Origin of the sequence: Kribbella sp. VKM Ac-2569 (assembly GCF_004216905.1) — a bacterium.
Taxonomy (GTDB): domain Bacteria; phylum Actinomycetota; class Actinomycetes; order Propionibacteriales; family Kribbellaceae; genus Kribbella.
This window is the reverse complement of sequence record NZ_SGXJ01000002.1, coordinates 57,228-80,567: the sequence shown is the minus strand read 5'-3', so window position 1 is coordinate 80,567 and position 23,340 is coordinate 57,228. Positions and strand designations below refer to the sequence as shown.

27 protein-coding genes and 1 riboswitch are annotated in these 23,340 nt (G+C 68.5%); of the genes, 14 read left to right on the top strand and 13 right to left on the bottom strand.

The window, feature by feature from the left end; translation table 11 throughout:
* The first annotated feature begins 61 nt into the window (after positions 1-61).
* Complete coding sequence (locus tag EV649_RS13310; protein WP_130383758.1) at positions 62-910, top strand: SDR family oxidoreductase; 849 nt, start codon at positions 62-64, stop codon at positions 908-910.
* Between the two features lie 76 nt (positions 911-986).
* Positions 987-1,652 (top strand): ribulose-phosphate 3-epimerase, encoded by a 666-nt coding sequence (gene rpe, locus EV649_RS13305; protein ID WP_130383757.1) that lies wholly within the window; start codon positions 987-989, stop codon positions 1,650-1,652.
* Here rpe and EV649_RS13300 read toward each other — a convergent pair.
* Positions 1,617-2,843, bottom strand: coding sequence for an MFS transporter (locus EV649_RS13300; RefSeq protein ID WP_130383756.1), 1,227 nt, complete (start codon positions 2,841-2,843; stop codon positions 1,617-1,619). The two genes, rpe and EV649_RS13300, sit on opposite strands and share 36 nt — an antisense overlap.
* Positions 2,844-2,950: 107 nt before the next feature.
* Here EV649_RS13300 and EV649_RS13295 point away from each other — a divergent pair, with 107 nt between their 5' ends.
* Positions 2,951-3,703: an HAD-IIA family hydrolase gene (locus EV649_RS13295; protein ID WP_241998422.1), complete on the top strand. Its 753-nt coding sequence runs from the start codon at positions 2,951-2,953 to the stop codon at positions 3,701-3,703.
* Here the strand turns inward: EV649_RS13295 and EV649_RS13290 are convergent.
* From EV649_RS13290 to EV649_RS13265, 6 genes are all read right to left on the bottom strand, one after another.
* Positions 3,700-4,434, bottom strand: coding sequence for a polysaccharide deacetylase family protein (locus EV649_RS13290; protein ID WP_241998159.1), 735 nt, complete (start codon positions 4,432-4,434; stop codon positions 3,700-3,702). The two genes, EV649_RS13295 and EV649_RS13290, sit on opposite strands and share 4 nt — an antisense overlap.
* Positions 4,435-4,541: 107 nt before the next feature.
* Entirely contained in the window at positions 4,542-5,234 is a 693-nt protein-coding gene (locus EV649_RS13285; protein WP_130383754.1) for a polysaccharide deacetylase family protein, read from the bottom strand.
* 87 nt (positions 5,235-5,321) lie between these two features.
* On the bottom strand, positions 5,322-6,059 hold the full coding sequence (locus EV649_RS13280; protein ID WP_130383753.1) for an amino acid ABC transporter ATP-binding protein: 738 nt from the start codon (positions 6,057-6,059) through the stop codon (positions 5,322-5,324).
* A complete protein-coding gene (locus EV649_RS13275; protein WP_130383752.1) occupies positions 6,046-6,801 on the bottom strand; it encodes an amino acid ABC transporter permease in 756 nt (251 codons plus the stop codon). Before EV649_RS13275 ends, EV649_RS13280 begins: the two co-directional genes overlap by 14 nt.
* Complete coding sequence (locus tag EV649_RS13270) at positions 6,801-7,652, bottom strand: ABC transporter substrate-binding protein (protein WP_198682491.1); 852 nt, start codon at positions 7,650-7,652, stop codon at positions 6,801-6,803. Before EV649_RS13270 ends, EV649_RS13275 begins: the two co-directional genes overlap by 1 nt.
* A 134-nt stretch (positions 7,653-7,786) precedes the next feature.
* Positions 7,787-8,398, bottom strand: a complete 612-nt coding sequence (locus tag EV649_RS13265; RefSeq protein ID WP_130383751.1) for a DNA-binding protein — start codon at positions 8,396-8,398, stop codon at positions 7,787-7,789.
* A gap of 110 nt (positions 8,399-8,508) precedes the next feature.
* Here EV649_RS13265 and EV649_RS41610 point away from each other — a divergent pair, with 110 nt between their 5' ends.
* Both EV649_RS41610 and EV649_RS41605 read left to right on the top strand, forming a co-directional pair.
* Positions 8,509-9,324, top strand: coding sequence for a VWA domain-containing protein (locus EV649_RS41610; protein WP_241998158.1), 816 nt, complete (start codon positions 8,509-8,511; stop codon positions 9,322-9,324).
* Positions 9,261-10,487, top strand: a complete 1,227-nt coding sequence (locus tag EV649_RS41605) for a hypothetical protein (RefSeq protein WP_241998156.1) — start codon at positions 9,261-9,263, stop codon at positions 10,485-10,487. Before EV649_RS41610 ends, EV649_RS41605 begins: the two co-directional genes overlap by 64 nt.
* Before the next feature lie 3 nt (positions 10,488-10,490).
* Here EV649_RS41605 and EV649_RS13255 read toward each other — a convergent pair whose 3' ends face one another.
* Positions 10,491-11,588 carry a serine/threonine-protein kinase gene (locus EV649_RS13255; protein WP_241998154.1) on the bottom strand — a complete coding sequence of 366 codons (1,098 nt, stop codon included), beginning with the start codon at positions 11,586-11,588 and terminating at the stop codon, positions 10,491-10,493.
* 148 nt (positions 11,589-11,736) lie between these two features.
* Positions 11,737-11,870: riboswitch (FMN riboswitch) on the top strand.
* Positions 11,871-12,050: 180 nt separating this feature from the next.
* On the opposite strand from EV649_RS13255, the gene ribD reads away from it, so the two are divergent.
* The 5 genes from ribD to ribH are packed head-to-tail and all read left to right on the top strand — an operon-like array spanning position 12,051 to position 16,092.
* Positions 12,051-13,079 (top strand): bifunctional diaminohydroxyphosphoribosylaminopyrimidine deaminase/5-amino-6-(5-phosphoribosylamino)uracil reductase RibD, encoded by a 1,029-nt coding sequence (ribD, locus tag EV649_RS13250; RefSeq protein WP_198682490.1) that lies wholly within the window; start codon positions 12,051-12,053, stop codon positions 13,077-13,079.
* Positions 13,080-13,706, top strand: a complete 627-nt coding sequence (locus EV649_RS13245) for a riboflavin synthase (RefSeq protein WP_130383750.1) — start codon at positions 13,080-13,082, stop codon at positions 13,704-13,706.
* Positions 13,703-14,377: a nicotinamide riboside transporter PnuC gene (gene pnuC / locus EV649_RS13240; protein WP_130383749.1), complete on the top strand. Its 675-nt coding sequence runs from the start codon at positions 13,703-13,705 to the stop codon at positions 14,375-14,377. Before EV649_RS13245 ends, pnuC begins: the two co-directional genes overlap by 4 nt.
* Complete coding sequence (locus EV649_RS13235; protein ID WP_130383748.1) at positions 14,378-15,616, top strand: bifunctional 3,4-dihydroxy-2-butanone-4-phosphate synthase/GTP cyclohydrolase II; 1,239 nt, start codon at positions 14,378-14,380, stop codon at positions 15,614-15,616. It begins immediately after the preceding gene.
* On the top strand, positions 15,616-16,092 hold the full coding sequence (ribH, locus tag EV649_RS13230; RefSeq protein ID WP_130383747.1) for a 6,7-dimethyl-8-ribityllumazine synthase: 477 nt from the start codon (positions 15,616-15,618) through the stop codon (positions 16,090-16,092). The genes EV649_RS13235 and ribH overlap by 1 nt, the downstream gene beginning before the upstream one ends.
* Before the next feature lie 3 nt (positions 16,093-16,095).
* Here the strand turns inward: ribH and EV649_RS13225 are convergent, their stop codons facing one another.
* Positions 16,096-17,022, bottom strand: a complete 927-nt coding sequence (locus EV649_RS13225; RefSeq protein WP_130383746.1) for an SDR family oxidoreductase — start codon at positions 17,020-17,022, stop codon at positions 16,096-16,098.
* A 41-nt stretch (positions 17,023-17,063) separates the two neighbouring features.
* Entirely contained in the window at positions 17,064-17,684 is a 621-nt protein-coding gene (locus tag EV649_RS13220; RefSeq protein ID WP_130383745.1) for an NAD(P)-binding domain-containing protein, read from the bottom strand.
* Between the two features lie 132 nt (positions 17,685-17,816).
* Here EV649_RS13220 and EV649_RS13215 point away from each other — a divergent pair, with 132 nt between their 5' ends.
* Positions 17,817-18,716, top strand: a complete 900-nt coding sequence (locus tag EV649_RS13215; RefSeq protein WP_130383744.1) for a LysR substrate-binding domain-containing protein — start codon at positions 17,817-17,819, stop codon at positions 18,714-18,716.
* A gap of 19 nt (positions 18,717-18,735) precedes the next feature.
* Here the strand turns inward: EV649_RS13215 and EV649_RS41120 are convergent, their stop codons facing one another.
* On the bottom strand, positions 18,736-19,695 hold the full coding sequence (locus EV649_RS41120; protein WP_198682489.1) for a hypothetical protein: 960 nt from the start codon (positions 19,693-19,695) through the stop codon (positions 18,736-18,738).
* Positions 19,696-19,757: 62 nt separating this feature from the next.
* Here EV649_RS41120 and EV649_RS13205 point away from each other — a divergent pair, with 62 nt between their 5' ends.
* Positions 19,758-20,723 carry a WYL domain-containing protein gene (locus tag EV649_RS13205; protein ID WP_130383743.1) on the top strand — a complete coding sequence of 322 codons (966 nt, stop codon included), beginning with the start codon at positions 19,758-19,760 and terminating at the stop codon, positions 20,721-20,723.
* Here the strand turns inward: EV649_RS13205 and EV649_RS13200 are convergent.
* Positions 20,714-21,172, bottom strand: coding sequence for a MarR family transcriptional regulator (locus tag EV649_RS13200; protein ID WP_130383742.1), 459 nt, complete (start codon positions 21,170-21,172; stop codon positions 20,714-20,716). The genes EV649_RS13205 and EV649_RS13200 overlap by 10 nt on opposite strands.
* 81 nt (positions 21,173-21,253) lie before the next feature.
* Between EV649_RS13200 and EV649_RS13195 the strand changes: the two genes are divergently transcribed.
* Both EV649_RS13195 and EV649_RS13190 read left to right on the top strand, forming a co-directional pair.
* The gene (locus EV649_RS13195) at positions 21,254-21,892 is read left to right on the top strand and encodes an NAD(P)-binding oxidoreductase (RefSeq protein ID WP_130383741.1); all 639 of its coding nucleotides are present in this window, start codon (positions 21,254-21,256) and stop codon (positions 21,890-21,892) included.
* The gene (locus EV649_RS13190) at positions 21,892-22,389 is read left to right on the top strand and encodes an anthrone oxygenase family protein (protein ID WP_130383740.1); all 498 of its coding nucleotides are present in this window, start codon (positions 21,892-21,894) and stop codon (positions 22,387-22,389) included. The genes EV649_RS13195 and EV649_RS13190 overlap by 1 nt, the downstream gene beginning before the upstream one ends.
* On the opposite strand, the gene EV649_RS13185 is transcribed toward EV649_RS13190, so the two are convergent.
* Positions 22,380-23,339 (bottom strand): P1 family peptidase, encoded by a 960-nt coding sequence (locus EV649_RS13185; protein ID WP_130383739.1) that lies wholly within the window; start codon positions 23,337-23,339, stop codon positions 22,380-22,382. The genes EV649_RS13190 and EV649_RS13185 overlap by 10 nt on opposite strands.
* Between the last annotated feature and the right edge of the window lies 1 nt (position 23,340).

Sequence of the window (23,340 nt, the reverse complement as noted above, 5' to 3'; positions counted from 1 at the left end):
TGGCTCATGTTGTTAACAGTGATAGCGTCAATCTGTATCCACTGATAACGAGGAGCTGTGCATGATCATCGTCACCGGAGCGACCGGCCGTCTCGGCCGTGCTGTTGTCGACCGCCTCGCGGACCGTCTTCCCACCAGTCAGCTCGGCGTCAGCGTGCGTGACCCGGAGAAGGCCGCGGACCTAGCCGCCCGTGGCGTCCGGGTACGGCGCGGAGACTTCGGCGACCCGGACTCGCTCGCGCACGCATTCGAAGGCGCCACCCAGGTGCTGATCGTTTCCGGCCCGGCCGACCCGGAGCCGCACCACGTCGCGATCGACCTCGCCAAGACCGCCGGCGCCGAGCGCATCCTCTACACCAGCCACCAGGCCGCGAACCCGGACTCCCTGTTCCTCGCGACCCGAGGCCACGCCGCGACCGAACAGGACCTGGTGAATTCCGGCGTACCGTTCACGGCGCTGCGCAACGGTTTCTATGCGAGTACGCCGGTCTTCCTGCTGCGATCCGCGCTGGAGACGGGCGAGCTGATCCTGCCGGAGGACGGGCCGTTCTCCTGGACAGCGCACCGAGATCTGGCTGACGCGGCGGTGCTCGCGCTGACCGAGCCCGGGCGTCTCGACGGCATCACGCCCGCGCTGACCGGGCCGGAACTGTTCGACTACGCGGACATCGCCGCGATCGCCTCGGACCTCGTCGGGCGGAAGATCACCCGGATCACGGTGCCGGACGAGGAGTGGAGGCGGGCGGCACTCGGCCGCGGGATGCCGGGGTTCCTGGCCGACCTGACGCTGGGCATCTTCGCAGCCGCCCGGCGCGGCGAGTTCGCCGTCGTCGACCCCACGCTGCCGGCACTCCTCGGCCGCCCGGCCACGACCCTCCGCGAAGTACTCGCCGCCGAGCTCACCGCGTAGAGCACGTCCGACGAGTCCCGCCCACTGCGCGGCATGCGCTGACGATCGGCGGCGGGTGGGTCGATAGATTGACGCCATGGGGATTCAGATCGCGCCGAGCATCCTGGCCGCCGACTTCTCGCGGCTGTCTGACGAGGCGGCCGCTGTGTCGAATGCGGACTGGCTGCATGTCGACGTGATGGACAACCACTTCGTGCCGAATCTGACTCTCGGGATGCCGGTGGTCGAGTCACTGGCCAAGGCGACCGACATGCCGCTCGACTGTCACCTGATGATCGAGGACCCGGACCGCTGGGCGCCTGGGTACGTCGAGGCGGGTGCGTCGAGCGTCACGTTCCACGTCGAGGCCTGCCGGGCGCCGATCCGGACCGCGCGGGAGATCCGGGCCAAGGGCGCGCGGGCCGCGATGGCACTCAGGCCCGCAACTGCGATCGAACCGTACGAGGACCTGCTGGCCGAGCTCGACATGATCCTGATCATGACCGTCGAGCCCGGGTTCGGTGGCCAGAAGTTCCTCGACGTCTGCGTACCGAAGATCCGCCGCACCCGCCAACTGCTCGACAAGCACGGCCTGGACCTGTGGATCGAGATCGACGGCGGTGTCTCGGCCGACACCATCGAGCGCTGCGCCGAAGCCGGCGCGGACGTGTTTGTGGCCGGCTCGGCGGTGTACGCCGCCGACGACCCGAACGCGATGGTCGAGCAGCTACGCGGTCTCGCCGAGCAGTCCGCCGGCCGGTAAGTCAGGCTCGCTCGGCTCCGGCTCGACCTCCGGCGGCACCCGCAGCAGCAACACCGTCGACACCACCGCGAGTACGGCGGCCAACAGCCACACGTACCGCACGCCGAAGCCTTCGATCACCGCACCCGCCACCGCAGCCCCGATCGCCGCACCGCCGGTCGCCGCGCTGCCCATCCATCCGAAGACCTCGGTCCGCGCGACGTCCGGTGTCAACGAACCCAGCCGCCCGTACAGCGCACCGATCGCCGGCGCCAACGTCAGCCCCGACACCGTCAACGCGATCCCCAGCGACACCGACGACCAGGTCGCAAACACGCACAACAGCATCCCGACCGCGACGAGAGCAGCCCGCCGCCACAGGTACGACGTACGCCGACCGGGCAACGCACCCGCGACAGCCCCGCCGACGAGGCTGCCGAACGCCCATACGGCCTCGAGGATCCCGGCGATCAGCCGCTGCCCGTGGTCGTCGGCGAACGCGACGATGGCCAGCGAGATCCCGTTGAACGACATGACCCACAGGCCGAACGCGAGGATCAGCGGCAACCGGTGTCGATGCCACAGCAGCTGCCGCGCGGTCAGCGGCACCGTGGTGTGCTGGTCGCGGGGGAGCGGCTCGGGTTGTCGGAGCGCATACCACCAGATGAAGACGGCTGACATCACCGCCGCGAGCAGTACGCCGGCCCGCGGGCTCGCCACGCTCACCGCGGTTGCCCCGAGCATCGGCCCGACCATGAACAACAGCTCCTGCGCTGTCGCATCCACCGAGTACGCCGTCCGCAGCGCCGGGCCGGAGACGACCCGCGGCCACGCGGCGCGCAACGTCTGCATGACCGGCGGCACCAGGGCGCCGGCGAGCAGAGCCAGCAACGGCAGCAATCGATGCAGCCCGGTCGGCAGAAGGGCGATCGTGAACAGCGCGAGGCTCCAGGCGATCCCGGTCGCGAGCAACACGCCACGAGGCCCGCGCCGGTCGGCCGCGCGCGACCAGAGCGGTCCCGCAACCGCCGCACCGACCGAATAGGCGCCGGCAACAACGCCTGCCCACCGGAACGAGCCGCTCGCATCCTTGGCGAGGAACGCGATCGGCACCATCGTCGCGAGCATGGGCAGCCGGGCGAGCAGTGAAGACACCAGCAGCGTCATCACACCGTGCGCTCGCCACAACTCGCGGTACCCAGCCAATTCCATGCCCGCATTCTTGCCCCCGCCGCCGACAGTTTCCGTGCCCCAGCCGGTCGGGCCTCTACGATGAGCGGGTGAGCGAGCACAAACCGGTGGATACCTGGCTGACCGACATGGACGGCGTGCTGGTGCACGAGGAGCGCGCCATCCCCGGAGCCAGTGAGTTCATCGCGGCTCTGCAGGCGTCCGGCAAGAAGTTCCTGGTCCTCACGAACAACTCGATCTTCACGCCGCGTGACCTCCGCGCCCGCCTGCTTGCCGCGGGCATCGACATCCCGGAGCGGTCGATCTGGACCAGCGCGCTCGCCACCGCCCAGTTCCTCGACGACCAGCGCCCGCGCGGGACGGCGTACGTGATCGGCGAGGCGGGACTGACCACCGCGCTGCACGAGATCGGGTACGTACTGACCGAACGCGACCCGGACTACGTCGTCCTCGGCGAGACCCGGACGTACTCGTTCGAGGCCATCACCAAGGCGATCCGGCTGATCGCCGAAGGCGCCCGCTTCATCGCGACCAACCCGGACCCGACCGGCCCGTCACAAGAGGGCCCGCTGCCGGCAACCGGCTCGGTGGCCGCGCTGATCACCCGGGCCACCGGCGTCGCACCGTACTTCGTCGGCAAGCCGAACCCGCTGATGATGCGCAGCGCGCTGAACCGGATCGAGGGACATTCCGAAACCACCGTGATGATCGGCGATCGGATGGACACCGACATCATCAGCGGTCTCGAGGCGGGTCTGCGGAGCGTGCTCGTGCTGTCCGGATCGACCGGCGAGCACGAGGTCGAGCGCTTCCCGTACCGCCCGACCCGCGTGGTCCGGTCGATCGCCGACGTCGTACCACTGGTGACCGCGCTGTCCTAGCAGGTCAAGACGCGGAAGCCGTAGCCCTGCGCCTTGAGGGTCTTGAGAATCGTGGGCAATGCCGCCACGGTCTGAGCGCGGTTGCCGCCGCCGTCGTGCATCAGGATCACCGAGCCGCTGTGCACGTTCTTCAGCACGCGTTGCACGATCGCCGTCGTGCCGGGTTTGGTCCAGTCCCGCGAGTCCACGGTCCACACCACGAGGTCCTTGCCGAGCGCCCTCGCCCGTTGCCGGACGGTCGGGTTCACCCCGCCGTACGGCGGTCGCAGGCAGCCCGGCGTACTGCCGATCTGAGCCCGGATGGCCTGGTCCGTCGACATCACCTGCTGCCGGAACGCGGTCGCGCTGAGGGGGCGGAGGTCGGCGTGCGTCCAGGTGTGGTTCTGCACGCTGTGACCGGATTCGTGGACCCGCTTGGTCAGCTCGGGATGTTTCCGGACGTTCTGCCCGATCTCGAAGAACGTCGCCTTGGCGCCGTACTGCGCGAGGATGTCGAGCACCTTCGGGGTGTACTCGACATCGGGCCCGTCGTCGAACGTCAGTACGACGTACTTGGTCGGCAGCGGCGTTTTCGTCGGCGTGACCGGTGCTGCTGCGGACGGCGAGGGCATGGCTGGTTTGGCCGGCGACTTCGCGGCCGCGACCACGACCGAGCCGATCACCGCGCTCACCAGCATCATCATCGCCAGGCCGACGGCGCGGTTCCCCGCACGCGTCAAGCGAACGTCCATTGTCCCCCCAGGGCGGTGGGTGGTTCACGTCCTCACTGAATCCTCAGGGCCCACGCTAAGGCACTTGTGACAGGAATTGACGTAACCGCGCGGCCCCGCGCCAAGTGTCAGGTGCAGGACATGGTGGTGAAGCCGTAGCCTCTGGCCTTCAGGGTCCGCAGGATCTTCGGCAGCGCGGCGACTGTCTGGCTGCGGTTGCCGCCGCCGTCGTGCATCAGGATCACCGAACCGCTGTGCACGTTCGCCAGTGCCCGACGCACGATCACCGACGTTCCCGGGCGGGACCAGTCGCGGGTGTCGATGGTCCACAAGCGGATGCTCTTGCCGAGGGCGGCGGCCCGCCGGGAGACCAGTTTGTTCGTCGCGCCGTACGGCGGCCGGAGACAGCGCGGGGTGTACCCCGTCTGGGCCCGGATGTATCGGTCCGTCTTCTGGACCTGGGACCTGAACGTTGCCGAGGAGACCTTCCGGAGATTCGGGTGCGACCAGGTGTGGTTCTGCACGCTGTTGCCCATTTGGTCGACGCGGCGGGTCAAGGACGGGTAGCGCGCCACATTCCGGCCGATCTCGAAGAAGGTTGCCCGTGCCCCGTAGGCCCGAAGAATCTTCAGTATCTGCGCGGTGTACGGCGTACTCGGGCCGTCGTCGAACGTGAGATAGACGTACTTGGCACGGGCCGGCGCGGCCGCCACCGTACTGACCGTGCTGGTTGTGCCGGTCGTGGGCGCGGCGGTTGCCGCGAGCCCGGATGTGGTGATCAATCCGACGGCAACTGCTGCGATCGTGAATCGGAACGACACGGCTACCCCCAGGTGTAGCTCAGCCCCAGAGCGGGACCACCTTCCATCGTGCGCCCTGGCAGCCGTTTCTGCCAGGGCGGGACCGTCTCAGAGCACCTGGGACAGGAACTGTCGCAGCCTCGGCGAGTCGGCTGAGTCGAAGATCTGCTCGGGTACGCCGGACTCGACCACGACGCCGTGGTCCATGAAGGCCACCTGGTCGGCGACCTCGCGGGCGAACCCCATCTCGTGGGTGACCACAACCATCGTCATGCCGGCCTCGGCGAGGTCCGCCATCAGCGACAGCACGCCCTTGACCAGCTCGGGATCGAGCGCCGATGTCGCCTCGTCGAACAGCATCACCTCGGGCTCCATCGCCAGCGCCCGCGCGATCGCGACCCGCTGCTGCTGACCGCCAGACAGGTTCCCGGGTCGCGCTCCGGCCTTGTGCGCAAGGCCGACGAGATCGAGCTGCGCGCGGGCCGCCGCCTGTGCGGCCTCGGCGTCGAGCTTCTTGATCTTGCGCAGCGGGAGCGTGATGTTGTCGAGCACGCTCTTGTGCGGGAACAGGTTGAAGTGCTGGAACACCATGCCGATGCGTCGCCGCAGTACGTCGGCATCGCCTCGCAGTACCGACTCGCCGCCGAGCTTCACATCACCCGCGTCGGGTTCGAGCAGACGGTTGATCGCACGCAGCAGCGTCGACTTCCCGGACCCTGACGGGCCGATCACGCACGCGGTCTGCCCGGCCGGTACGACGAGATCGACGCCCCGCAGCACCTTGTTGCTGCCGAACGCGAGCTCGACACCGCTCACCTCCAGGCTCGCTGCCTCAACGGTTCGCATGCGCGAGCTCCTTCAGTTCTACGTCCTCCAACTCGACCGGCCGTCCTTCGCGTAGCCGCTTGTCGAAGTGGTTCACGAAGTGCGTCAGCGGGACCGTGATCACCAGGTAGAAGATGCCTGCGAGCAGCAACGGGGACAGGTTGCCGTTGGTCGCGGCCGCGTCCTGGCCGATCCGGAACAGTTCGCGCTGGCTCGCCAGCAGGCCGAGGAAGTAGACCAGGCTCGACTCCTTCACGAGCGCGATGAACTGGTTCACCAGCGCCGGCAGCACCCGCCGTACCCCTTGCGGGATGACGACCAGCCGCATGCCGCTCGTGTAACTGAAGCCCAACGCACGGGCGGCCTCGAGCTGACCCTTCTCCACGCTCTGGATGCCGGAACGGAAGATCTCGCCGATGTACGCCGCGGCGATCAGCGAGAGCGCGAGGATGCCGAGCGGGTACGGGTTCGGGCCCCACCAGTGCCGGGTGATCGGAGACAGGCCCTGGCCGATCAGCAGGATGGTCAGGATCGCGGGCAGGCCGCGGAAGATATCGGTGTAGATCTTCGCCGGCCAGCGCAGCCAGCGCTTGCTGGACAGGGCGAGGACCGCCACGACCATGCCGAGCAAAGTGCCCAGCACGACCGAGGCGGCCGCCAGAATCAGAGTGTTGACCAGTCCTACCTTCAGCATCTCCGGCAGGACAGCCTTCATCGACTCCCAGTCGAGGAAGGTGTCACTCAGGGTGGACCAGATGTCCATCAGGCTTTGGGAGCCGTGAACTTGACCGATCCGCTGCCCGGCTTGAAGTTCGCCGGTACGGCGCGACCCGGGTAGTACTGCTCCACCAGCTTGGTCCAGGTGCCGTCGGCAATCACCTCGTCGAGCGCCTTGTCCACGGCCTCGCGGAGCTTGTCGTTGCTCTTCGCCACCGCGAACGCCATCGGCGCGTCACTGAGCTCCTTCGCGGCCAGGATCACCGTGCCGCCGCCCTGCTCCTTCGCCATCTTCTCGCCGATCTCGGCCGGGCTCACCCAGGCGTCCGCCGTACCGGCCTTGAGCTGGCCGAGCGCGGCGTTGTAGTTCGGGACGCGGACCGGGTTCAGGTTCTTCTGTGTGGCGTAGTCGTCCTGGACGGTGCCCTGGACGACCACGACGCGCTTGCCGGTGAGCTGGTCGAACGAGGTGATCCCGGAATCCTCGGTGGTGTTCAGGCCGAGGTAGCCGAAGTCGTAGCCGTTGCTGAATGCAACCGTCTTCTTGCGGGCCTCGGTGACCGTGATCGACGAGCTGCCGAGGTCGAACTGGCCGCCGTTCACCTGCGACAGCAGCGCGGAGAAGTCGGTCCCGACGAACTCCGGCTTCAGGTTCAGCTTCGCCGCGACCGCGGTGATCAGGTCGTTGTCGAAACCGGTGAACTTCCCGTCCTTCACGTAGACGTTCGGCGGCGCGTCGGTGAGCGTCCCGATCCGCAGCGTCCCCGCCTTCATCAGGCCCAGATCCGGACCACCCGCCGCATCGTCCTGATTGCTGCCACAGGCAACCATCGCGCTCGCCAAGGTGATGGACCCGACCACTGCGACAACCCGCCGAAAAGCGCCGAACGCGCGCACAACTGTCTCCTCACAACGTCAACGAAAGCAGGACGGTTCGCCCCGCCGGAGCAAGCCAACATCAGCCGCGCGACGCGCATTCCGCTCCGACGAGGCGTGAGACAGCGCCGAATGTCTACTCAGGTTGTGCTATATCAGCCGTGATGCTGCTCGTAGTGCGCCAGTGCATCTGCCGTCCTGCCGGTGCCGTAGGCAAGCAGCAACTCGGCGATCGCCGGCGAGTCCACGGCGGCCGCCGCCTGCTGGATCTCCTCGGCCGAAGCGACGGCCCTGAACAGATCCTGGATCTCCCGTACGACGCTGCGCGCGGACGGGGACGGGGGCAGCTCGCCGGGGTAAGTAGTGGGACGAAGGAAACGGGCCGGCGGATCGGTGGTCTGTCCTGTGGTGGGTTGGCCCGGCGCGGCTGACCGCGCCAGCTGGGCTGTGGTCGGCCGGGTATAGGCGCCGGTGGCGGCGCGGATCCCGTCGAGCTCGTGGGCGATGTGCTCGGGCTCGATCCCGCCCGACACCGCCAGGTCGGTGAGCTCGGACACGGCCCGCAGACGAGACACCACCGCGGGATTGCCGATCTTGACCCGGTGCGCGCTGACCAGCTGCGAGAGCATCGGCGCGGACAGGCCGATCACCTGGGCGAGCCCGCCCTGGGTCAGGCCGAGCCCGCCGGTGATCCGCCGTACGACCTCGCCCAGGGGCTCGCCGTACAGCTCGACCTGCTGCTGCAGATTGTGTGCCGTCTGCTCCATGCAAAGATCTTCGCACTTGCGAACCTGAAATTCCAGCCTGAAACGGACTTGACATTTGCGATCGCAAACTGCAAAAGTTTGCGGCAGCGAATCTCACCGGAGGATGAACGATGACGACTCACCAGGCACACCGCCGCCGGCCCGTGGTGTGGGCGCTCCTCGCGGTCACGCTGGCCGCGGTCCTGGGTGGCCTGACCGCCCCGACCGCGCTCGCGGACCCTGCACCGAGCGGCGGCAAACTCGTTCTGGTCCTCGACTCGTCCGGCTCGATGGCGGAGCCGGCCGGCGACGGGCACACCAAGATCGCCGCCGCCCGCACGGCCCTGTCGAGTGTGGTGACCAAGCTTCCCGAGGCGGCCGAGGTCGGCCTCCGGGTGTACGGCGCCACCGTGTTCAAACGCACTCAGGCGGGCGCCTGCACCGATACCCAGTTGACCGTCCCGATCGGGACCGGTAACCGGCCCCAGCTGCAGACGGCGATCGCCAAGTACAAGCCGTACGGCGAGACTCCGATCGGCTACGCCCTCCAGCAGGCCGCGAAGGATCTCGGTCCGGTCGGTCAGCGCACGATCGTGCTGGTCTCGGACGGCGAGGCCACCTGTGCGCCGGAGCCGTGTGCGGTGGCGCGTTCGATCGCCCAGCAGGGCATCGATCTGAAGATCGACGTGGTCGGCTTCCGCGTCGGCGGGAAGGCGCGCACGCAGCTGCAGTGCGTGGCTCGCGAAGGGCGCGGCGACTACTACGACGCCGACTCGACCATCGATCTCGAGGCGGTCTGGGCAGGTTGTCGACCCGAGCCTTCCGCCCGTTCCGGATCTCGGGTACGCCGGTGCACGGTGCGCCGCAGCAGGAAGGCGCACCGGTGCTTGCCCCGGGCCACTACTCCGACACGTTCGGTGTGGACAACACCTCGAAGCACTACCTGATCAAGCGGACCATCAAGGGCTCGACGCTGCGCGCGGGGGTGAGCTTCCGGCGTCCGGCCGGCGGGAGCCTCGTGATCCAGTCCGAGGTGCGGCTCAACACGCTCGCCGGTGAGCAGTGCGGCTGGAGCTACCCGCGGGGGTTCGACGGAGACCAGGGGTTGGCGACCGGCACGGCTGCCAGTTGGTCGAAGTACGAGAAGAAGAACGACGAATGCGCCGACTCCGATCAGCTGGTGCTCACCGTGAACCCTGGGAAGGCTTACCGGGAGCTCAAGGGCGTGCCGTACGAGCTGCGGATCGACGAGGAGCCGCCGGTCGACTCGATCGCGAACCTGCCGGCGGCGGCTGCTGACCCGGTCTGGACGCAGATGTCCGGGTCGACGCCGCGCGAGATCGTGCCTGGTTCGAGCTTCCCGGACGCGCCGCTGCTGCAGCCAGGCACCTACAAGACGACGCTGATGCCGGGCGAACTCCAGCTGTACCGGGTGAAGGCCGACTGGGGCCAGCGGATCCAGGCGCAGATGACGGTCCCGGAGATGGCCGGCGCCGCGGGCGAGGCCTTGGACGGGATCCGCTATCTCGACACCGCGCTGATCTCACCGACCGGTGAGGACGTGTTCGCGGTCTTCGCCAAGAACGTGCCGGGCGGCTCGTACACGAAGGCTGTGCTGACCAAGCGCGGGCTGGTGAAGGGGCTTACCACCAAGGAGATCCGGTATCTGAACCGCAACGGTGCCAACAACCAGGACACCGGAACGTCGACGCCCGGCGAGTACTACTTGGCTGTGTCGCTGTCCCGGAAGGCCAGCGACAAGGCGTTCACGATCCCGCTCAATCTGACGGTCGGCGTGGTCGGTACGGCGGGGGCGGGTAAGCCGGAGTACGTCGACGGCGCGACGCCGGTGTCGGGTGAGTCCGTGACACCGTCGCCGACCGAGACTCCGAATGCGACGGCGAGTACGACGCCGTCGGAGCCTGGGGACTCCGGTGACAAGAACCGGGCCGGTGAGCCGGTGCAGGGGCGCTCCGACTCGGATGACGGGACGCCGGTGGCGTTGGTCGCCGGGCTTGGTGGGGGTGGCGTTGTGCTCCTGCTGATCGGTGGGCTGATCGTCGCGCGGCTGCGGAAGAAGCCGGCCCCCACACAGTGGCCGCAGTCGTGACTTTCAGCGCACCAAGATCCAAACAGCACTGCCGATCAGCCCCGCAGCCCCCACAAAACTAACCACCGCCAACCACACCAGCCCCCGCCTCCGCCCGGGCGCTTCCACCGCACGCCCCGCCTCAGCAGCCCGCGGAACCGGCGCGTCCGCCGCGGGGAGCTGCTGGGTCACCTGCGGCCGCGAGGACCCCGCACCCTGAGGCCGCGCGACCTGACCGACTCCATCGGGCCGCGCCGGACCGGTGGGGTGGGTTGGGCCGGTGGGGGTCCAGGTGGGTGGGAGGGGTGGGAGTTGGTCGAAGACTTCGGGGGCGTCGGGGTGGGTGGCCCAGGGGTGGGAGTCGGCGGGTGGGAGTGCGCCGGACTCGGCCAGTAGGCGGCCGGCCTCGTGGGCGGAGGCGGGGCGGTCGGACGGGTTGGTCGCCGTACAGGTGTGGATGAAATCGGCCAAGGGACCGGCTGCGGGTGGGAGGGGGCCGCTGGGGGTGGGGCGGTCGCCGGTGAGGAGTTCGTGGGCGACGGCGCCGACGGCGTACAGGTCCTGGCGGGGGTCGGGGTCCGCGCCGGACAGCTGCTCGGGAGCGAGGTAGCCCGGGGTGCCGAGGATCGTGCTGTTGCGCGTCATTCGTGGCTCGTCGATCAGGCCGGCGACACCGAAGTCCGACAGGCGCAGATGGGGACGGCCGGTGCCGGTCGCGTCGAGGAGCAGGTTCGCCGGTTTGAGATCGCGGTGTACGACGCCCGCCGCGTGCACCGCGGACAGGGCGTGCAGGAGCTGGTCGAGCAGTACGGCGACGTACGACGGCGGGAGCGGCCCGTGGTCCCCGAGGAGCGTGGCGACTGACCCGCCGCGGACCAGGTCCATCGCGAACACGACCTTGTCGTCGTCCGCCGCCCAGCCGTGCGGGGCGACGACGTGCGGGTGCTGGATCCGCAGCGACTGTTCCCGGACGAACCGCAGCAGCGTGCCGGCGTCGTGCTGCCCGAGGACCTTGGCTGCCACGTAGGCCGAGCGCCGCAGGTCCCAGGCGCGCCAGACCGAACCCATGCCGCCGGTTCCGATCAGGTCGATCAGCCGATACCGCCCAGCAAACGCCTCCACCGGCAAGAAGGTACAGGGTCCCCGGACTCCCCGACCGGCTCCCGCAGCGCGGCCGCGTGGCAGTTGCGTCCGGGGACGGCTCACGATGTGACCTGGGTCGTGGTGCGGGTTGCGGGGAGGGGCATACTTGAAGCACGAGTGAACCCACTCGCGTGCTCCGGGGTCGGTGTAATTCCGAGCCGGCGGTAACAGTCCGCGACCCGGTCGCTGCGGTTTGGCGATCGGTTGACCTGGTGGAATTCCAGGACCGACGGTGAAAGTCCGGATGGGAGGCGCACGCGGTCGGCGGGTGTGCTCTGGCGCCCGACGGCGCGGAGCGTGGACTGCACAAGCCCACGGGACGCGGCGGCGAGAGGTCCGGTAACGGATCGCGGCACCGGACAAACGGTTCGGTGAGGGCGACGGAGCAGACGTGCCGGTCGAGGCCCCGGAGTGCGTCCGTGACGACGAGGGGCCCGAGTAGTGAACGACGCGTCGCCGATCGACATCGCCTGGATGCGGCGTGCTGTCGAGTTGGCTGCGAAAGGTACCGGCAGCACTCATCCGAACCCGGTGGTTGGGTGTGTGATCACCGGCCGCGACGGGCATCCGGTGGGCGAGGGCTTCCATGCCGTTGCCGGCGGCCCGCATGCCGAAGTCGAGGCGCTCCGGATGGCCGGGGCACGAGCCCGTGGCGGTACGGCGTACGTCACGCTCGAACCGTGCAACCACACCGGCCGGACCGGTCCGTGCGCGGACGCCCTGATCGAGGCCGAGGTCGCGCGGGTCGTGTACGCCGTACCCGATCCGAACCGGACCGCTTCCGGCGGCGCCGACAAGCTGCGGAACAAGAACATCGACGTCGTACGGGGCGTTCTGCAGACGGAGGCCGAGGCGGTCAACCACGTCTGGTTGCACAGCGTCCGAGTGGGCCGGCCGTTCGTCACCTGGAAGTTTGCGACCACGCTCGACGGACGGTCCGCGGCCCCGGACGGGACCAGTAAGTGGATCACCGGGCCGATCGCGCGCGCCGACGTCCACCGGCAGCGGGCCGAGTGCGATGCGATTGCCGTCGGCACCCAGACGGTGCTGGACGACGACCCCGAGCTGACGGTCCGCGACGAGAACGACGTACCCGCGGCGCGGCAGCCGCTGCGGGTGGTCGTCGGCGACCGTGAGATCCCACCCACCGCGCGGGTCCGCAACGACCGCGCGGAGACATTGCTGCTGCCGACCCACGATCCCGCCGAGGTGCTCCGGCAGCTGGACGACCGGCAGATCCGGCACCTCTGGCTCGAAGGCGGACCGACCCTGGCCGCCGCGTTCCTGCGCGCCGGGCTCGTCGACCAGATCGTCGCGTACGTCGCTCCGGCCGTGCTCGGATCCGGGTACGGCGCGGTCGGCGACCTCGGCGCGGAATCGATCGACCACCTGCGGCGGTTCAAGCTAGCGGACGTCACCCGCCTCGGCGACGACGTCCGGCTGACCCTGGTTCCTCTGGGAGGAAAGTAGATGTTCACCGGCATCATCGAAGAACTCGGCACCGTCGAGTCCCTGGACCTGCTCGACGGCGACGCCGCGCGGCTCACCATCCGCGGCCCGAAGGTGACCGAGGACGCCGGCTACGGCGACTCGATCGCGGTCAACGGCTGTTGCCTGACAGTGGTGGAGTACGGCGGCGGCGCGTTCACCGCGGACGTGATGCGCGAGTCGCTGCAGCGGACCAGCCTCGGCGGTCTGCAGAAGGGCTCGCCGGTCAACCTCGAGCGGGCCGTCGCGGCGCACGAGCGGCTCGGCGGGCACATCGTCCAGGGCCACGTCGACGGCACCGGCACGATCGCGGCGCGGACCCCCGGCGAGCATTGGGAAGACGTCCGGATCGCGACCGCACCCGAGATCCTCAAGTACGTCGCCGAGAAGGGCTCGATCGCGATCGACGGCGTCTCGCTGACCGTGACCGACGTCGACGACGCGTCCGGGACGTTCGGGGTCAGCCTGATCCCGACCACGCTGGAGCTGACCGTGCTGGGTGCGAACAAGGTGGGCGACACCGTCAACCTCGAGGTCGACGTGATCGCGAAGTACGTGGAAAGACTTCTTACGGCAGGCAATGTGAAGGACAACGGAGGCGTGCGGTGAACCCGATCGACTGGCTGTTGCACTCCACGGTGACGATCGCCGGGTCGGAGGTCCTGGTCCGGGAGATCGTCGGCAACGTGTTCGGTCTGGCCAGCGCGCTGTTCGGTATGCGCCGGCTGGTGTCGGCGTGGCCGGTCGGCATCGTCGGCAACGTTTTGCTGTTCACGGTCTTCGTCGGCGGGATCTTCGACACCCCGCAGGACAAGGACCTCTGGGGCCAGGCCGGCCGCCAGGTGTTCTTCGCGATTGTCAGCCTCTACGGCTGGTACCGCTGGTACCAGACCCGCCACGGCGGCGCCGCCACGGGCGTGCAGCCGCGTTGGGCGACCGCCCGCGAGCGGCTCGAGCTCGGCGGCATCGCGGTGGTCCTGTACGCGATCTCGTACTTCGTTCTGCGCGAGCTCGGATCGTGGGGCCCGCAGTGGGACGCGTGGATCCTCACCGGGTCGATCCTGGCGACGTACGGGATGGCGCGTGGCTTCGTCGAGTTCTGGCTGATCTGGATCGCCGTCGACGTGGTCGGCGTACCGCTGCTGGTGCAGGCGAAGTTCTACCCGTCGGCGACGATGTACATCGTGTACGGGCTGTTCTGCGTCGTCGGGTTCGTGTCGTGGTGGAAGATCCAGAACCGTGAGCGGGTCCAAGCTCCTGAGCCTGTGGTGGTGGGTTAGATGGGTGACGTGCTGAAGCTCGACACGATCGAGCACGCGATCGACGAGATCCGCGCCGGCCGGCCGGTGATCGTGGTCGACGACGAGGACCGCGAGAACGAGGGCGACCTGATCTTCGCCGCGTCCAAGGCGACGCCGGAGCTGCTGGCGTTCCTGATCCGGTACAGCTCCGGTGTGGTGTGCGTGCCGATGGAGGGCTCGGAGCTCGACCGGCTCGGGATCCCGTTGATGACGCCGCACAACCGGGAGAAGATGCGCACGGCGTACACGATTTCGGTCGATGCCCGCGACGGCATCGCGACCGGGATCTCGGCTGTTGATCGGGCGCGGACGATCCGGGTGCTGACCGACTCGGCCTCGGAGTCGTACGACCTTGTCCAGCCGGGGCACGTGTTCCCGTTGCGCGGTCGCGAGGGCGGCGTACTGGTCCGCCCCGGGCACACCGAGGCGTCGATCGACCTGGCGCGGATGGCCGGGTTGACGCCGGCTGCGGTGATCTCGGAGTTGGTGAACGACGACGGGACGATGAAGCGCGGGCTCGAACTGCGGACGTTCGCGGACGAGCACGGGCTGGTCCTGGTGTCGATCGACGACCTGATCCGGTACCGGCGCCGTACCGAGTCCCAGATCCAGCGGGTCGCGACCACTTTGCTGCCGACGCAGTACGGCGATTTCGTTGCCCACGGCTACCGCAACACGGTGGACGGGTCGGAGCAGCTCGCACTGGTGCGCGGCGAGATCGGGAACGGGCCGACGCTGGTGCGCCTGCACTCGGAGTGCCTGACCGGTGATGTGTTCGGGTCGCTGCGCTGTGATTGCGGGCCGCAGCTGGACGAGGCGATGCGGCAGGTCGCGGCCGAGGGCGGTGTCGTGGTGTACCTGCGCGGTCATGAGGGGCGCGGGATCGGGCTGCTGCACAAGCTGCAGGCGTACGAGCTGCAGGACGCCGGCCGGGACACGGTGGACGCGAACCTGGACCTCGGGTTGCCGGCGGATGCGCGCGACTACGGGACCGGTGCGCAGATCCTGGCCGACCTGGGCGTGAAGGAAGTGCGGTTGCTGACCAACAACCCCGACAAGCTCGCGGGCGTGCAGGGGTACGGCATCGATGTGGTCGAGCGCCGGGGCATCTCCATCGACCCGACCGAGCACAACCTGCGGTACCTGCGCACCAAGCGCGATCGAATGGGCCATCACCTGCCGGGCGGCCTGCTGACCGAAGAGAACGGAGCCGGCTGATGTCGGGCAGTGGAGCACCCACCATCGAGGTAACCCGCGTGGAAGACGCCCGGGTCGCGATCGTCGCCGCCCAGTGGCACCCGAAGGTCACCGACGGCCTGCTCGCCGGAGCCCTCCGCGCGCTGGAGGACTCCGGCGTCACCGACCACACCGTCATCCGCGTCCCCGGCTCGTTCGAGCTCCCGGTCGCGTCGTTGCATGCGGCGAAGTCCGGGTACGACGCGGTGGTCGCACTCGGCGTGGTGATCCGGGGCGATACTCCCCACTTCGAATACGTCTGCCAGGCCGCGACGGACGGCCTCATGCAGGTCGGCGTCACCACCGGCGTCCCGATCGGCTTCGGCGTACTCACCTGCGACAACGACCCCCAGGCCCTCGACCGAGCCGGCCTCCCCGACAGCCGCGAAGACAAAGGCTACGAAGCGACCCAAGCCGCCCTCTCAACCCTGGCCGCCGTCCGCCAACTGAAGGTGTAGTCGTCAGAAGTAGTGGCCGTTGTCCAGATCGGCGAGCAGGCCGGGCTGAGCGGGTTCCCAGCCGAGGGTCCGGCGGGTGATGAGGTTGGACGCCGGGTAGTTCTGCGTGACTACGTTCGCGAGGAACCCGAAGTATCCCGGCACCATCAGTTCGTCCAAGGGAATGCTCACGGCGGGCAGACCCAGGCGGCTGCCGATGGCCTCGGCGATCTCGCGGAGCGGGACGCCCCCGTCCCGAACCGCGTGCCAGTATTTGCCGGCCGGCCCCTCCTCCAGCGCCAAGCGGAACAAGGAGGCGACATCGCGGACGTGCACGGCGTTCCACAGGTTCGCGCCGTCTCCGGGGTAGCCGGCGAAGCCCTTCTCTTTCGCGAGCGCGATCAGCTGCACGAGGAAGCCGACACGATCGGTCGTGCTGTGCGCGATGTTGGCAATCCGCACGACCGAAGACCGCACTCCGCGGTCGGCGAGGCCGACTACGGCGGATTCCACGACGTTACGAACCCGCAGGGTGCCCTTGTACTCATCGCCGCCGGGAAGGGCCGGGTCCTCCTCGGTGGCCGGCCGGCCCAGGTTCCCGGGCGAGCCAATGCTCCCCGCCGCGACCAGCGGCTTGCCGGTTCCCGCGAGTGCCTCGCCGTACGCGAGCATGATCGGGAGTTCCGCGGCGGCCACGGCGTCGAGCCCGCCGGACGGAAGCAGGTCTTGCCGGTGCGCGACGTGGATGACGCCGTCGGAATCCGCGGCCGCCTCCTTGAGCCCGTCGAGATCCTCGAGGTCGCCGCGACGCACCTTCGCGCCGAGTGCGGACAGCGCCGCCGCGGCCGTGTCCGACCGGGCCAGGCCGGTGACCTCGTGTCCGGCGGCGACGAGCTCGGGGATGATGTACGAACCGGTATGGCCGGTCCCGCCAGTGACGAAAACGCGCACGCTACTGCTCCTTGTGAATGATGTGGCGCGAGAAATGGCGCTCAGCCGCGGAGATCGACTCCGAGGGCGAGGTTGAAGGTCCCCGCACCATGACGGGCCAGACCCATCAGCAGCGGCCCCACGCCTTCCAGCCAGCGGGCCATCTCCAGGCCGCCGACATCGAGCGGACGCAGTCCGAGGCTCTCGATGAACGCCGACACGGTGGCTTTGGACCGCGCGTCATCTCCGGCGAAGAACACGTCCAGCGGGCGTCCCTGGGCCAGGACGTGACCGAAGACGGTGTTGAACGCCTTCACGACGTGCGCGCTCGCTGGGACGGCCTTGGCGATCTCCTGCGCTCCGGAAGTGCCATCAGGAGTGACCAGCCCGGTGGCGTCGGCGTTGAAGGTGTTGGAGATGTCGATGATGACCTTGCCGGCCAGTGCGTCCCCGTACTCGCTGACCACCGCCGCCGCGCTGGCGTACGGTACGGCGAGGATGACGATGTCTCCGGCCGGGGCGGTGCCGGCCGTCCCGACAGTGGCGCCGCCGAGCGCGGCGGCCACTTCCTTGGTTTTGGCCGGGTCGCGGCCGATGATCTCGACAATGTTGCCGCCGGCAACCGCCCGGGCGGCCAAAGCACTGGCCATATTTCCCACGCCGATAATGCTGACGCTACTCATAGTGTGCCTGCTTTCTGGAGCTGATATTGAAAATTCATTTACCTCTTAAGGCTGTCAGGCGCCGCACTGTTTTTCCAAGACCTCTTTCAGCCATGGTGATACCCTGGAGGCATCACCAGACCGGGAGGTTCCATGGATCTGGATCTGCGCAAACTGCGCTACTTCCGCGCCGTCGCCGACGGGCTGCACTTCGGCCGCGCCGCTGAAGAGCTGCATATCGCGCAGCCGGTGCTCAGTCGGCAGATCCGCGTGCTGGAACAGGATCTCGGCGCCTCGCTGTTCATCAGGGATCGCCACGGCGTGGTGCTGACCGACGCCGGCCGGCAACTGCTGGCCGACGCCGGTCCGCTGCTCGCCTCCGCGGACGCGGTCCGCCGCCGGGTGACCGTGGCTGCCCGCGGCAGCCGGCGACTGGCGGTCGGTTTCCGGACCGGCATCCCGGTCATCCCGGCGGCCCAGGCGTTCGAGGCCCGACATCCGGACGTGGTCGTGGACGTGCAGCGGATCGAATGGGACGACCAGGCCTCGATGCTGCTCGACGGCCGCATCGACGTCGGCTATGTGCGGCTGCCCATCGACGAGACCGGCCTGCGCGTGACCCCGCTGTACACCGAGCCGCTCATGGTGGTGCTGCCCGCAGGCCACCGGTTGGCCGGCAAGGAGGAGGTCACCGAGGCCGACCTGGCCGGTGAGCCGCTGGTCTGGCATACCGACCCGAGCACGCAGCCCACCAGGCGCCCGCTGTCCGACTCCGGGCTCCGGGTCCGCGGCGTGGAGGAGAAGCTCGAGCACGTCGCAGCCGGCCGGGGCATCTCGTTCGTGGGGCGTTCGGAGACTGTGTTCTACTCACGTCCGGACATCAGCTACGTCCCCATCCCGGAACTCCCGCCCGATCAGGTGTGCCTTGCGATGGCGGCATCGCGCACCTCGCCGCTGGCCGACGACTTCTTCACCGCGGCGCAAGCGACGGCCGAGATCACGGCAGAATGTGGAACCTACGATGTGGCTGCGGCTCTTCTGAAGGAACGCTGATCGCCGAAACAGCGCGGAGTCATTCGGTGCGGGTGTGTTCCATCAGCCAGTTGGTGGTCCAGGTTTTGCCGTGGTCGGTGGAGAAGGCTTGTTCCCAGGCGGCTTTGTCGGTGCCGGGGGTCCAGAGAAAGCGGACGTCGATGGGTTGGCCGTCCCAAACGTCCGGGCCTTCGAAGGTGCCGGTGCCGTTCACAAATGAACCGATGACGGGGGTTTCGAGGCGGCCGCGTTGGCTGTTGATCCAGTGGATGGACCAGCTCTTGGCCTCGGGGTTATAGAGGCGGAACGTCGCGCCGCGGAACCCTTCGCTCGGGAACCAGCCTTCGTCGAAGCTGATCGCGCCGTCGAAGTACGTCGTGGCTTCCATCGTCGCGTCGTGTTCGTACCACTCGAACGGCTCGCCGAGGACCGGGCGCCGGCGGCGGTTGTGGAAGGACCAGCGGCCGGCGAGGAAGTCGAAGTCGTCGGTGAGCTTCGGTATGTCGAGCGCGGGCGGGGGAGTGTGCCGCCGGGTGAAGTCCATGGTCCAGTTGGTCTCCCAGGTCTCGCCGCCGTCGTCGGAGTAGGCCTGCTCCCAATGCGCGGTGTCCGACGTGATGTCGGACCACTCGTAGCTGCAAAGGATGGGCCGCCCTTCGTGCGAGTCCTCGCCGACCAACCGGCAACGTGAACCGTCGGCAGCCCAGCCGCCGTGCACCGGCGGGTACAGCTGCATCGTGGCGCTGCTGACCCACCAGATGCTCCATTGCTCGCTCACCGGGTCGAACAGGCGCAGCGACAGCCCGTACGACCCTTTCGTCGGGAACCGCATCTCGTCGATGCTGATCTGCCCGTCGAAGTACGTGCGCGCAGTCGTCGTTCCGTCGTCCTCGAGCCATTCGTCGCAGCCCACGAAGGCCTGTTTCAGGGTTCGGTGGTGGACGTCGAAGTACCCGTTGAGGAAGTCGAAGTCGCCGGTCACCTTGGTCCATGTCGTCATACCGCCCAGCTTGCGAGTGAAACCTGACAACCGCTGGCAGTGTTTGCGGCTAACCTCGGAGCATGCGTTCGAGCCGGCTGCTGTCGATCCTGCTGTTGCTGCAGACGCGTCGGCAGTTGACCGCGCGCGAGCTCGCCGACGAGCTCGAGGTGTCGCTGCGGACGATCTACCGCGACGTCGAGGCGCTCGCCGCAGCCGGAGTCCCGGTGTACGCCGACCAAGGCCGAGCAGGCGGGTACCGCCTGGTCGAGGGCTACCGCACCCGCCTGACCGGCCTCACCGAACAGGAGGCCGCCGCGCTCTTCCTCGTCGGTATGCCGGGCGCGGCCGCCGCACTCGGGCTGACCGCGGAGACGAGCGCGGCCGAACTCAAACTACTAGCAGCGCTAGCGCCCGATCAGCGGGACCGCGCCGGCCGGTTGAAGAACCGCTTCCACCTCGACCTGCCCGCCTGGTACCAGGACGCCGAGGCCTCACCACAGCTCTCCGCCGTCGCCGACGCCGTACTCCACGACCGTCGCATCAAGGTCCTGTACCGCCGCTGGGAGGAACCGCGCGAAGTCGAGCGGGTCCTCGAACCGTACGGACTCGTGCTGAAGAACGGCAGCTGGTACGTCGTGGCGTCCACCCCCGGCGGACTGCGCACGTACCGCGTCTCCAACATCCTCGAACTGACGCCCACCCAGGAGACGTTCGAGCGGGACGACGGATTCGAGCTGCAACGGTTCTGGCAGGAGCACTTGGAGGGCTTCGACCAGGTCCGCTACACCGCGGAGGCCGTCGTCCGGGTGTCCGCACGGTTGGCCGCGAAGATGTACGACGTCTCGTACCCGGCGCTCGTCAAAGCCGTCGCCGCCACCGAACCCGACGCCGGCGGGAGTGTCGTGGTGACGATCCCGATCGAGTCGATCCCGAACGCGGCCGCCTCCCTCTGCCGATTCGGGAACGCGGTCGAGGTGCTGGAGCCCGCGGAGTTGCGGACCGAGTTGGCGAACCTCGGCCGCACACTGTCAGACCTCTACTCCTGAGCCAACTGGTCGTTGGCCTTCTCGCCCGCTTCGGCACTTCGCCGCAGGAACGTGGCGATCAGGTCGAGTTCGGCCTCGGTGTAGCCGGCCAGTACGTCGTCCATCGCGCCGATCATCGGCTGGTACAGGCGGAACACCTCCATCCCGCGGTCCGGCAGGGCGCGGATGGTGACACTGCGGCGGTCTGCCCCGGCGCGGTCGCGGGCGATCCAGCCGGCGCGTTCGAGCCGGTCGAGAATGCCGGTCAGCGTCGCCGGGTGTAGTCCGGCCTGACGCGCCAGGGCGCTCGGCGTCAGCGGGCCGCTGCGGGCGAGTACGTCGAGGCAGTCGAGGTCGACGTCCTTCAGCGCCAGCTTGCCGCCGACCTGGTGGTTGAGCAGGGCGAGCCGGATCCGCAGGTCGCGGAGCGCCGCCTTGATCTCGTTCCCGGTCCGCCGACGGTGGCGCATGTCACCTCCCTGTATCTGTTCCGTATCTTACGGATTCCATACTATATGAATCACAGAGAAGATTTCAGGGAGGCGGTCGGGATGAGGATCACGGTGTTCGGGGCGACGGGCGGGATCGGCGGTCACGTCGTACGGCAGGCGCTCGATGCGGGGCACAAGGTGACGGCAGTGGTGCGTACGTCGTCGGCGTACGAGCTGGAACACCCGGCGCTGGAGGTGATCCGGGTGCCCGGCCTGGCCGAGGCGGAGCCGCTGCGGGACGCGGTGGACGGGAGCGAGGCAGTGATCTCCGGGGTAGGCGCCCGCGGGCGGAAGGACGGGCCGGTCGCGTCGGAGAGCACGCGGTCCATGCTGGCGGCGATGGAAGCCGCCGGGGTACGGCGCTTTGTCCCGGTGAGTGCCGCGCCGCTCGGGCCGGTGCCGGTGGACGAGAGCTTCCTCAATCGGCGGCTGCTCTATCCGATGATCAACGCGTTCGCCGCGGACGTGTACGCCGATCTGCGGGTGATGGAGGCGGACATCATGAGCAGTACGACGGAGTGGACGATCGTGCGGCCGCCGAAACTCACGAACAAGGCGCTGACCGGGACCTATCGGACGGCGGTCGGCGGCACGGTGGCGCGCGGGTACACGATCTCGCGGGCGGACGTCGCGCACCTGATGCTAGCGGCGCTAGATATTTCGGCGACGGTCTGCCAGCCGGTTGGGGTGGCGTACTGATGTCCCGGGTCGTTCGTGGACTGAGCCTGCTCTTCAGCGGGGTCTTTGCCGGGTTCCTGGTGTGTGTGCTGGTGCTGGAGAACTCGTTGCGTGGGTTCGGGGCGTCGGTTTACACGCAGGTCCGGATGGTTGAGCTGGACTCGCTGGACCGGCTCGCCTCGGTGACGTTGATCCCGGCGATCGTCACCACCGTGGTGCTGGCGATCTGGGCCCGGGGCAACGATCGGAGGGTGGTGCTCGTCGCGGTCGCGTTGCTCGTCGTCGTCTTCGCGACGACGCTGGCGATCAACCTGCCGATCAACTCGGACCAGTCCGCGTGGTCGGTGCAGAACCCGCCGGCCGACTGGGCCGCCGTACGCGATCGTTGGCAGCTCGCGCATCTGATCCGGACCGCCGCCGCACTACTCGCCTTCGGCACCCTGACCGCCTCCGCCGTCTTTGAGAACCCACCAACCAAATCTCGGCCACGAAAGTGGTTGGTGGCTTCTCAAAGTTGAGGCTTCGCGATGAGGGCGTGGGATACGGCGTGGGCGGTGTGGGTTTGGGGGCCGGTGGTGGTTCGGGCCATGGTGAGGGAGTTGAGGAGGGCTTCCTCTACTGATTCGGTGACTGCTTGGAACGGTGTGCGGAGGTCGCGGTCCGGGAAGTTCGGCGTACGGGCGGTGGTGAAGGCGATCGCGTAGTCGCCGCTGCCGGGGGCGTAGTCGGAGCCGACTCGGCCCATCGCGAAGATCGCTCGGCGTGCGAGCCGCCCAAGTTGCCGGGAGTCGAGCGGGAGGTCGGTCGCGACCACGATCATGCAGGAGTTGCCGTCCGCATCGATCGGTTGGGCGGGAACCGGCCGCCCGAGGACGGTCAGCAGGCCGGAGAAGTTCGCCTGCACCAGAACGCCCACCGTGTGATCGCCGGTACGGGATGCTGTGCCGATTCCTGCCTTGAAACCGAGTGCGCAGGTGCCGGTGCCGGCTCCCACGCAGCCTTCGGCGGGGAGGTCGGCCGAGGCGGTGTCCAGCGCGGCGTGGACGTGCTCGGGGGTGATTGGGCGGCGGCAGATGTCGGAGAGGTAGCCGTCGTTGGTCTCGCCGACGATCGGGTTCAGGCTGGTCGCTTGTGGGTCGCGGTCGAGGAGCCAGGTGAGCAACGCGTCGGCGACGCGGAACGTGCTGAGCGTCCCGGTCAGCAGGATGGGGGTTTCGATGACGCCCAGTTCGTCCACCTGCGTCGAACCGACCAGCTTCCCGTACCCGTTGCCAACAGCAACGGCGGCCGGCAGCGTCTGCGCCCAGCCGTCCGGGACGATCGCCGTCACCCCGGTGTTCAGTCCGTCACCGGTGATTGTCGTCTGCCCGACCCGCACCCCAGGTACGTCGGTGATCGAGTTGAGCGGCCCCGTGGGCAGCGTTCCGACGACAACACCCAGTTCACGAACTCTCCGAGGACTCTGCATC

Coding starts and splice junctions, on each gene's coding strand:
- EV649_RS13310 (WP_130383758.1), top strand. CDS start 62: ATGATCATCGTCACCGGAGCGACCGGCCGTCTCGGCCGTGCTGTTGTC.
- rpe (WP_130383757.1), top strand. CDS start 987: ATGGGGATTCAGATCGCGCCGAGCATCCTGGCCGCCGACTTCTCGCGG.
- EV649_RS13300 (WP_130383756.1), bottom strand. CDS start 2,843: ATGGAATTGGCTGGGTACCGCGAGTTGTGGCGAGCGCACGGTGTGATG.
- EV649_RS13295 (WP_241998422.1), top strand. CDS start 2,951: ATGGACGGCGTGCTGGTGCACGAGGAGCGCGCCATCCCCGGAGCCAGT.
- EV649_RS13290 (WP_241998159.1), bottom strand. CDS start 4,434: ATGGACGTTCGCTTGACGCGTGCGGGGAACCGCGCCGTCGGCCTGGCG.
- EV649_RS13280 (WP_130383753.1), bottom strand. CDS start 6,059: ATGCGAACCGTTGAGGCAGCGAGCCTGGAGGTGAGCGGTGTCGAGCTC.
- EV649_RS13275 (WP_130383752.1), bottom strand. CDS start 6,801: ATGGACATCTGGTCCACCCTGAGTGACACCTTCCTCGACTGGGAGTCG.
- EV649_RS13265 (WP_130383751.1), bottom strand. CDS start 8,398: ATGGAGCAGACGGCACACAATCTGCAGCAGCAGGTCGAGCTGTACGGC.
- EV649_RS41610 (WP_241998158.1), top strand. CDS start 8,509: ATGACGACTCACCAGGCACACCGCCGCCGGCCCGTGGTGTGGGCGCTC.
- EV649_RS13245 (WP_130383750.1), top strand. CDS start 13,080: ATGTTCACCGGCATCATCGAAGAACTCGGCACCGTCGAGTCCCTGGAC.
- EV649_RS13235 (WP_130383748.1), top strand. CDS start 14,378: ATGGGTGACGTGCTGAAGCTCGACACGATCGAGCACGCGATCGACGAG.
- ribH (WP_130383747.1), top strand. CDS start 15,616: ATGTCGGGCAGTGGAGCACCCACCATCGAGGTAACCCGCGTGGAAGAC.
- EV649_RS13220 (WP_130383745.1), bottom strand. CDS start 17,684: ATGAGTAGCGTCAGCATTATCGGCGTGGGAAATATGGCCAGTGCTTTG.
- EV649_RS13215 (WP_130383744.1), top strand. CDS start 17,817: ATGGATCTGGATCTGCGCAAACTGCGCTACTTCCGCGCCGTCGCCGAC.
- EV649_RS41120 (WP_198682489.1), bottom strand. CDS start 19,695: ATGACGACATGGACCAAGGTGACCGGCGACTTCGACTTCCTCAACGGG.
- EV649_RS13205 (WP_130383743.1), top strand. CDS start 19,758: ATGCGTTCGAGCCGGCTGCTGTCGATCCTGCTGTTGCTGCAGACGCGT.
- EV649_RS13200 (WP_130383742.1), bottom strand. CDS start 21,172: ATGCGCCACCGTCGGCGGACCGGGAACGAGATCAAGGCGGCGCTCCGC.
- EV649_RS13195 (WP_130383741.1), top strand. CDS start 21,254: ATGAGGATCACGGTGTTCGGGGCGACGGGCGGGATCGGCGGTCACGTC.
- EV649_RS13190 (WP_130383740.1), top strand. CDS start 21,892: ATGTCCCGGGTCGTTCGTGGACTGAGCCTGCTCTTCAGCGGGGTCTTT.
- EV649_RS13185 (WP_130383739.1), bottom strand. CDS start 23,339: ATGCAGAGTCCTCGGAGAGTTCGTGAACTGGGTGTTGTCGTCGGAACG.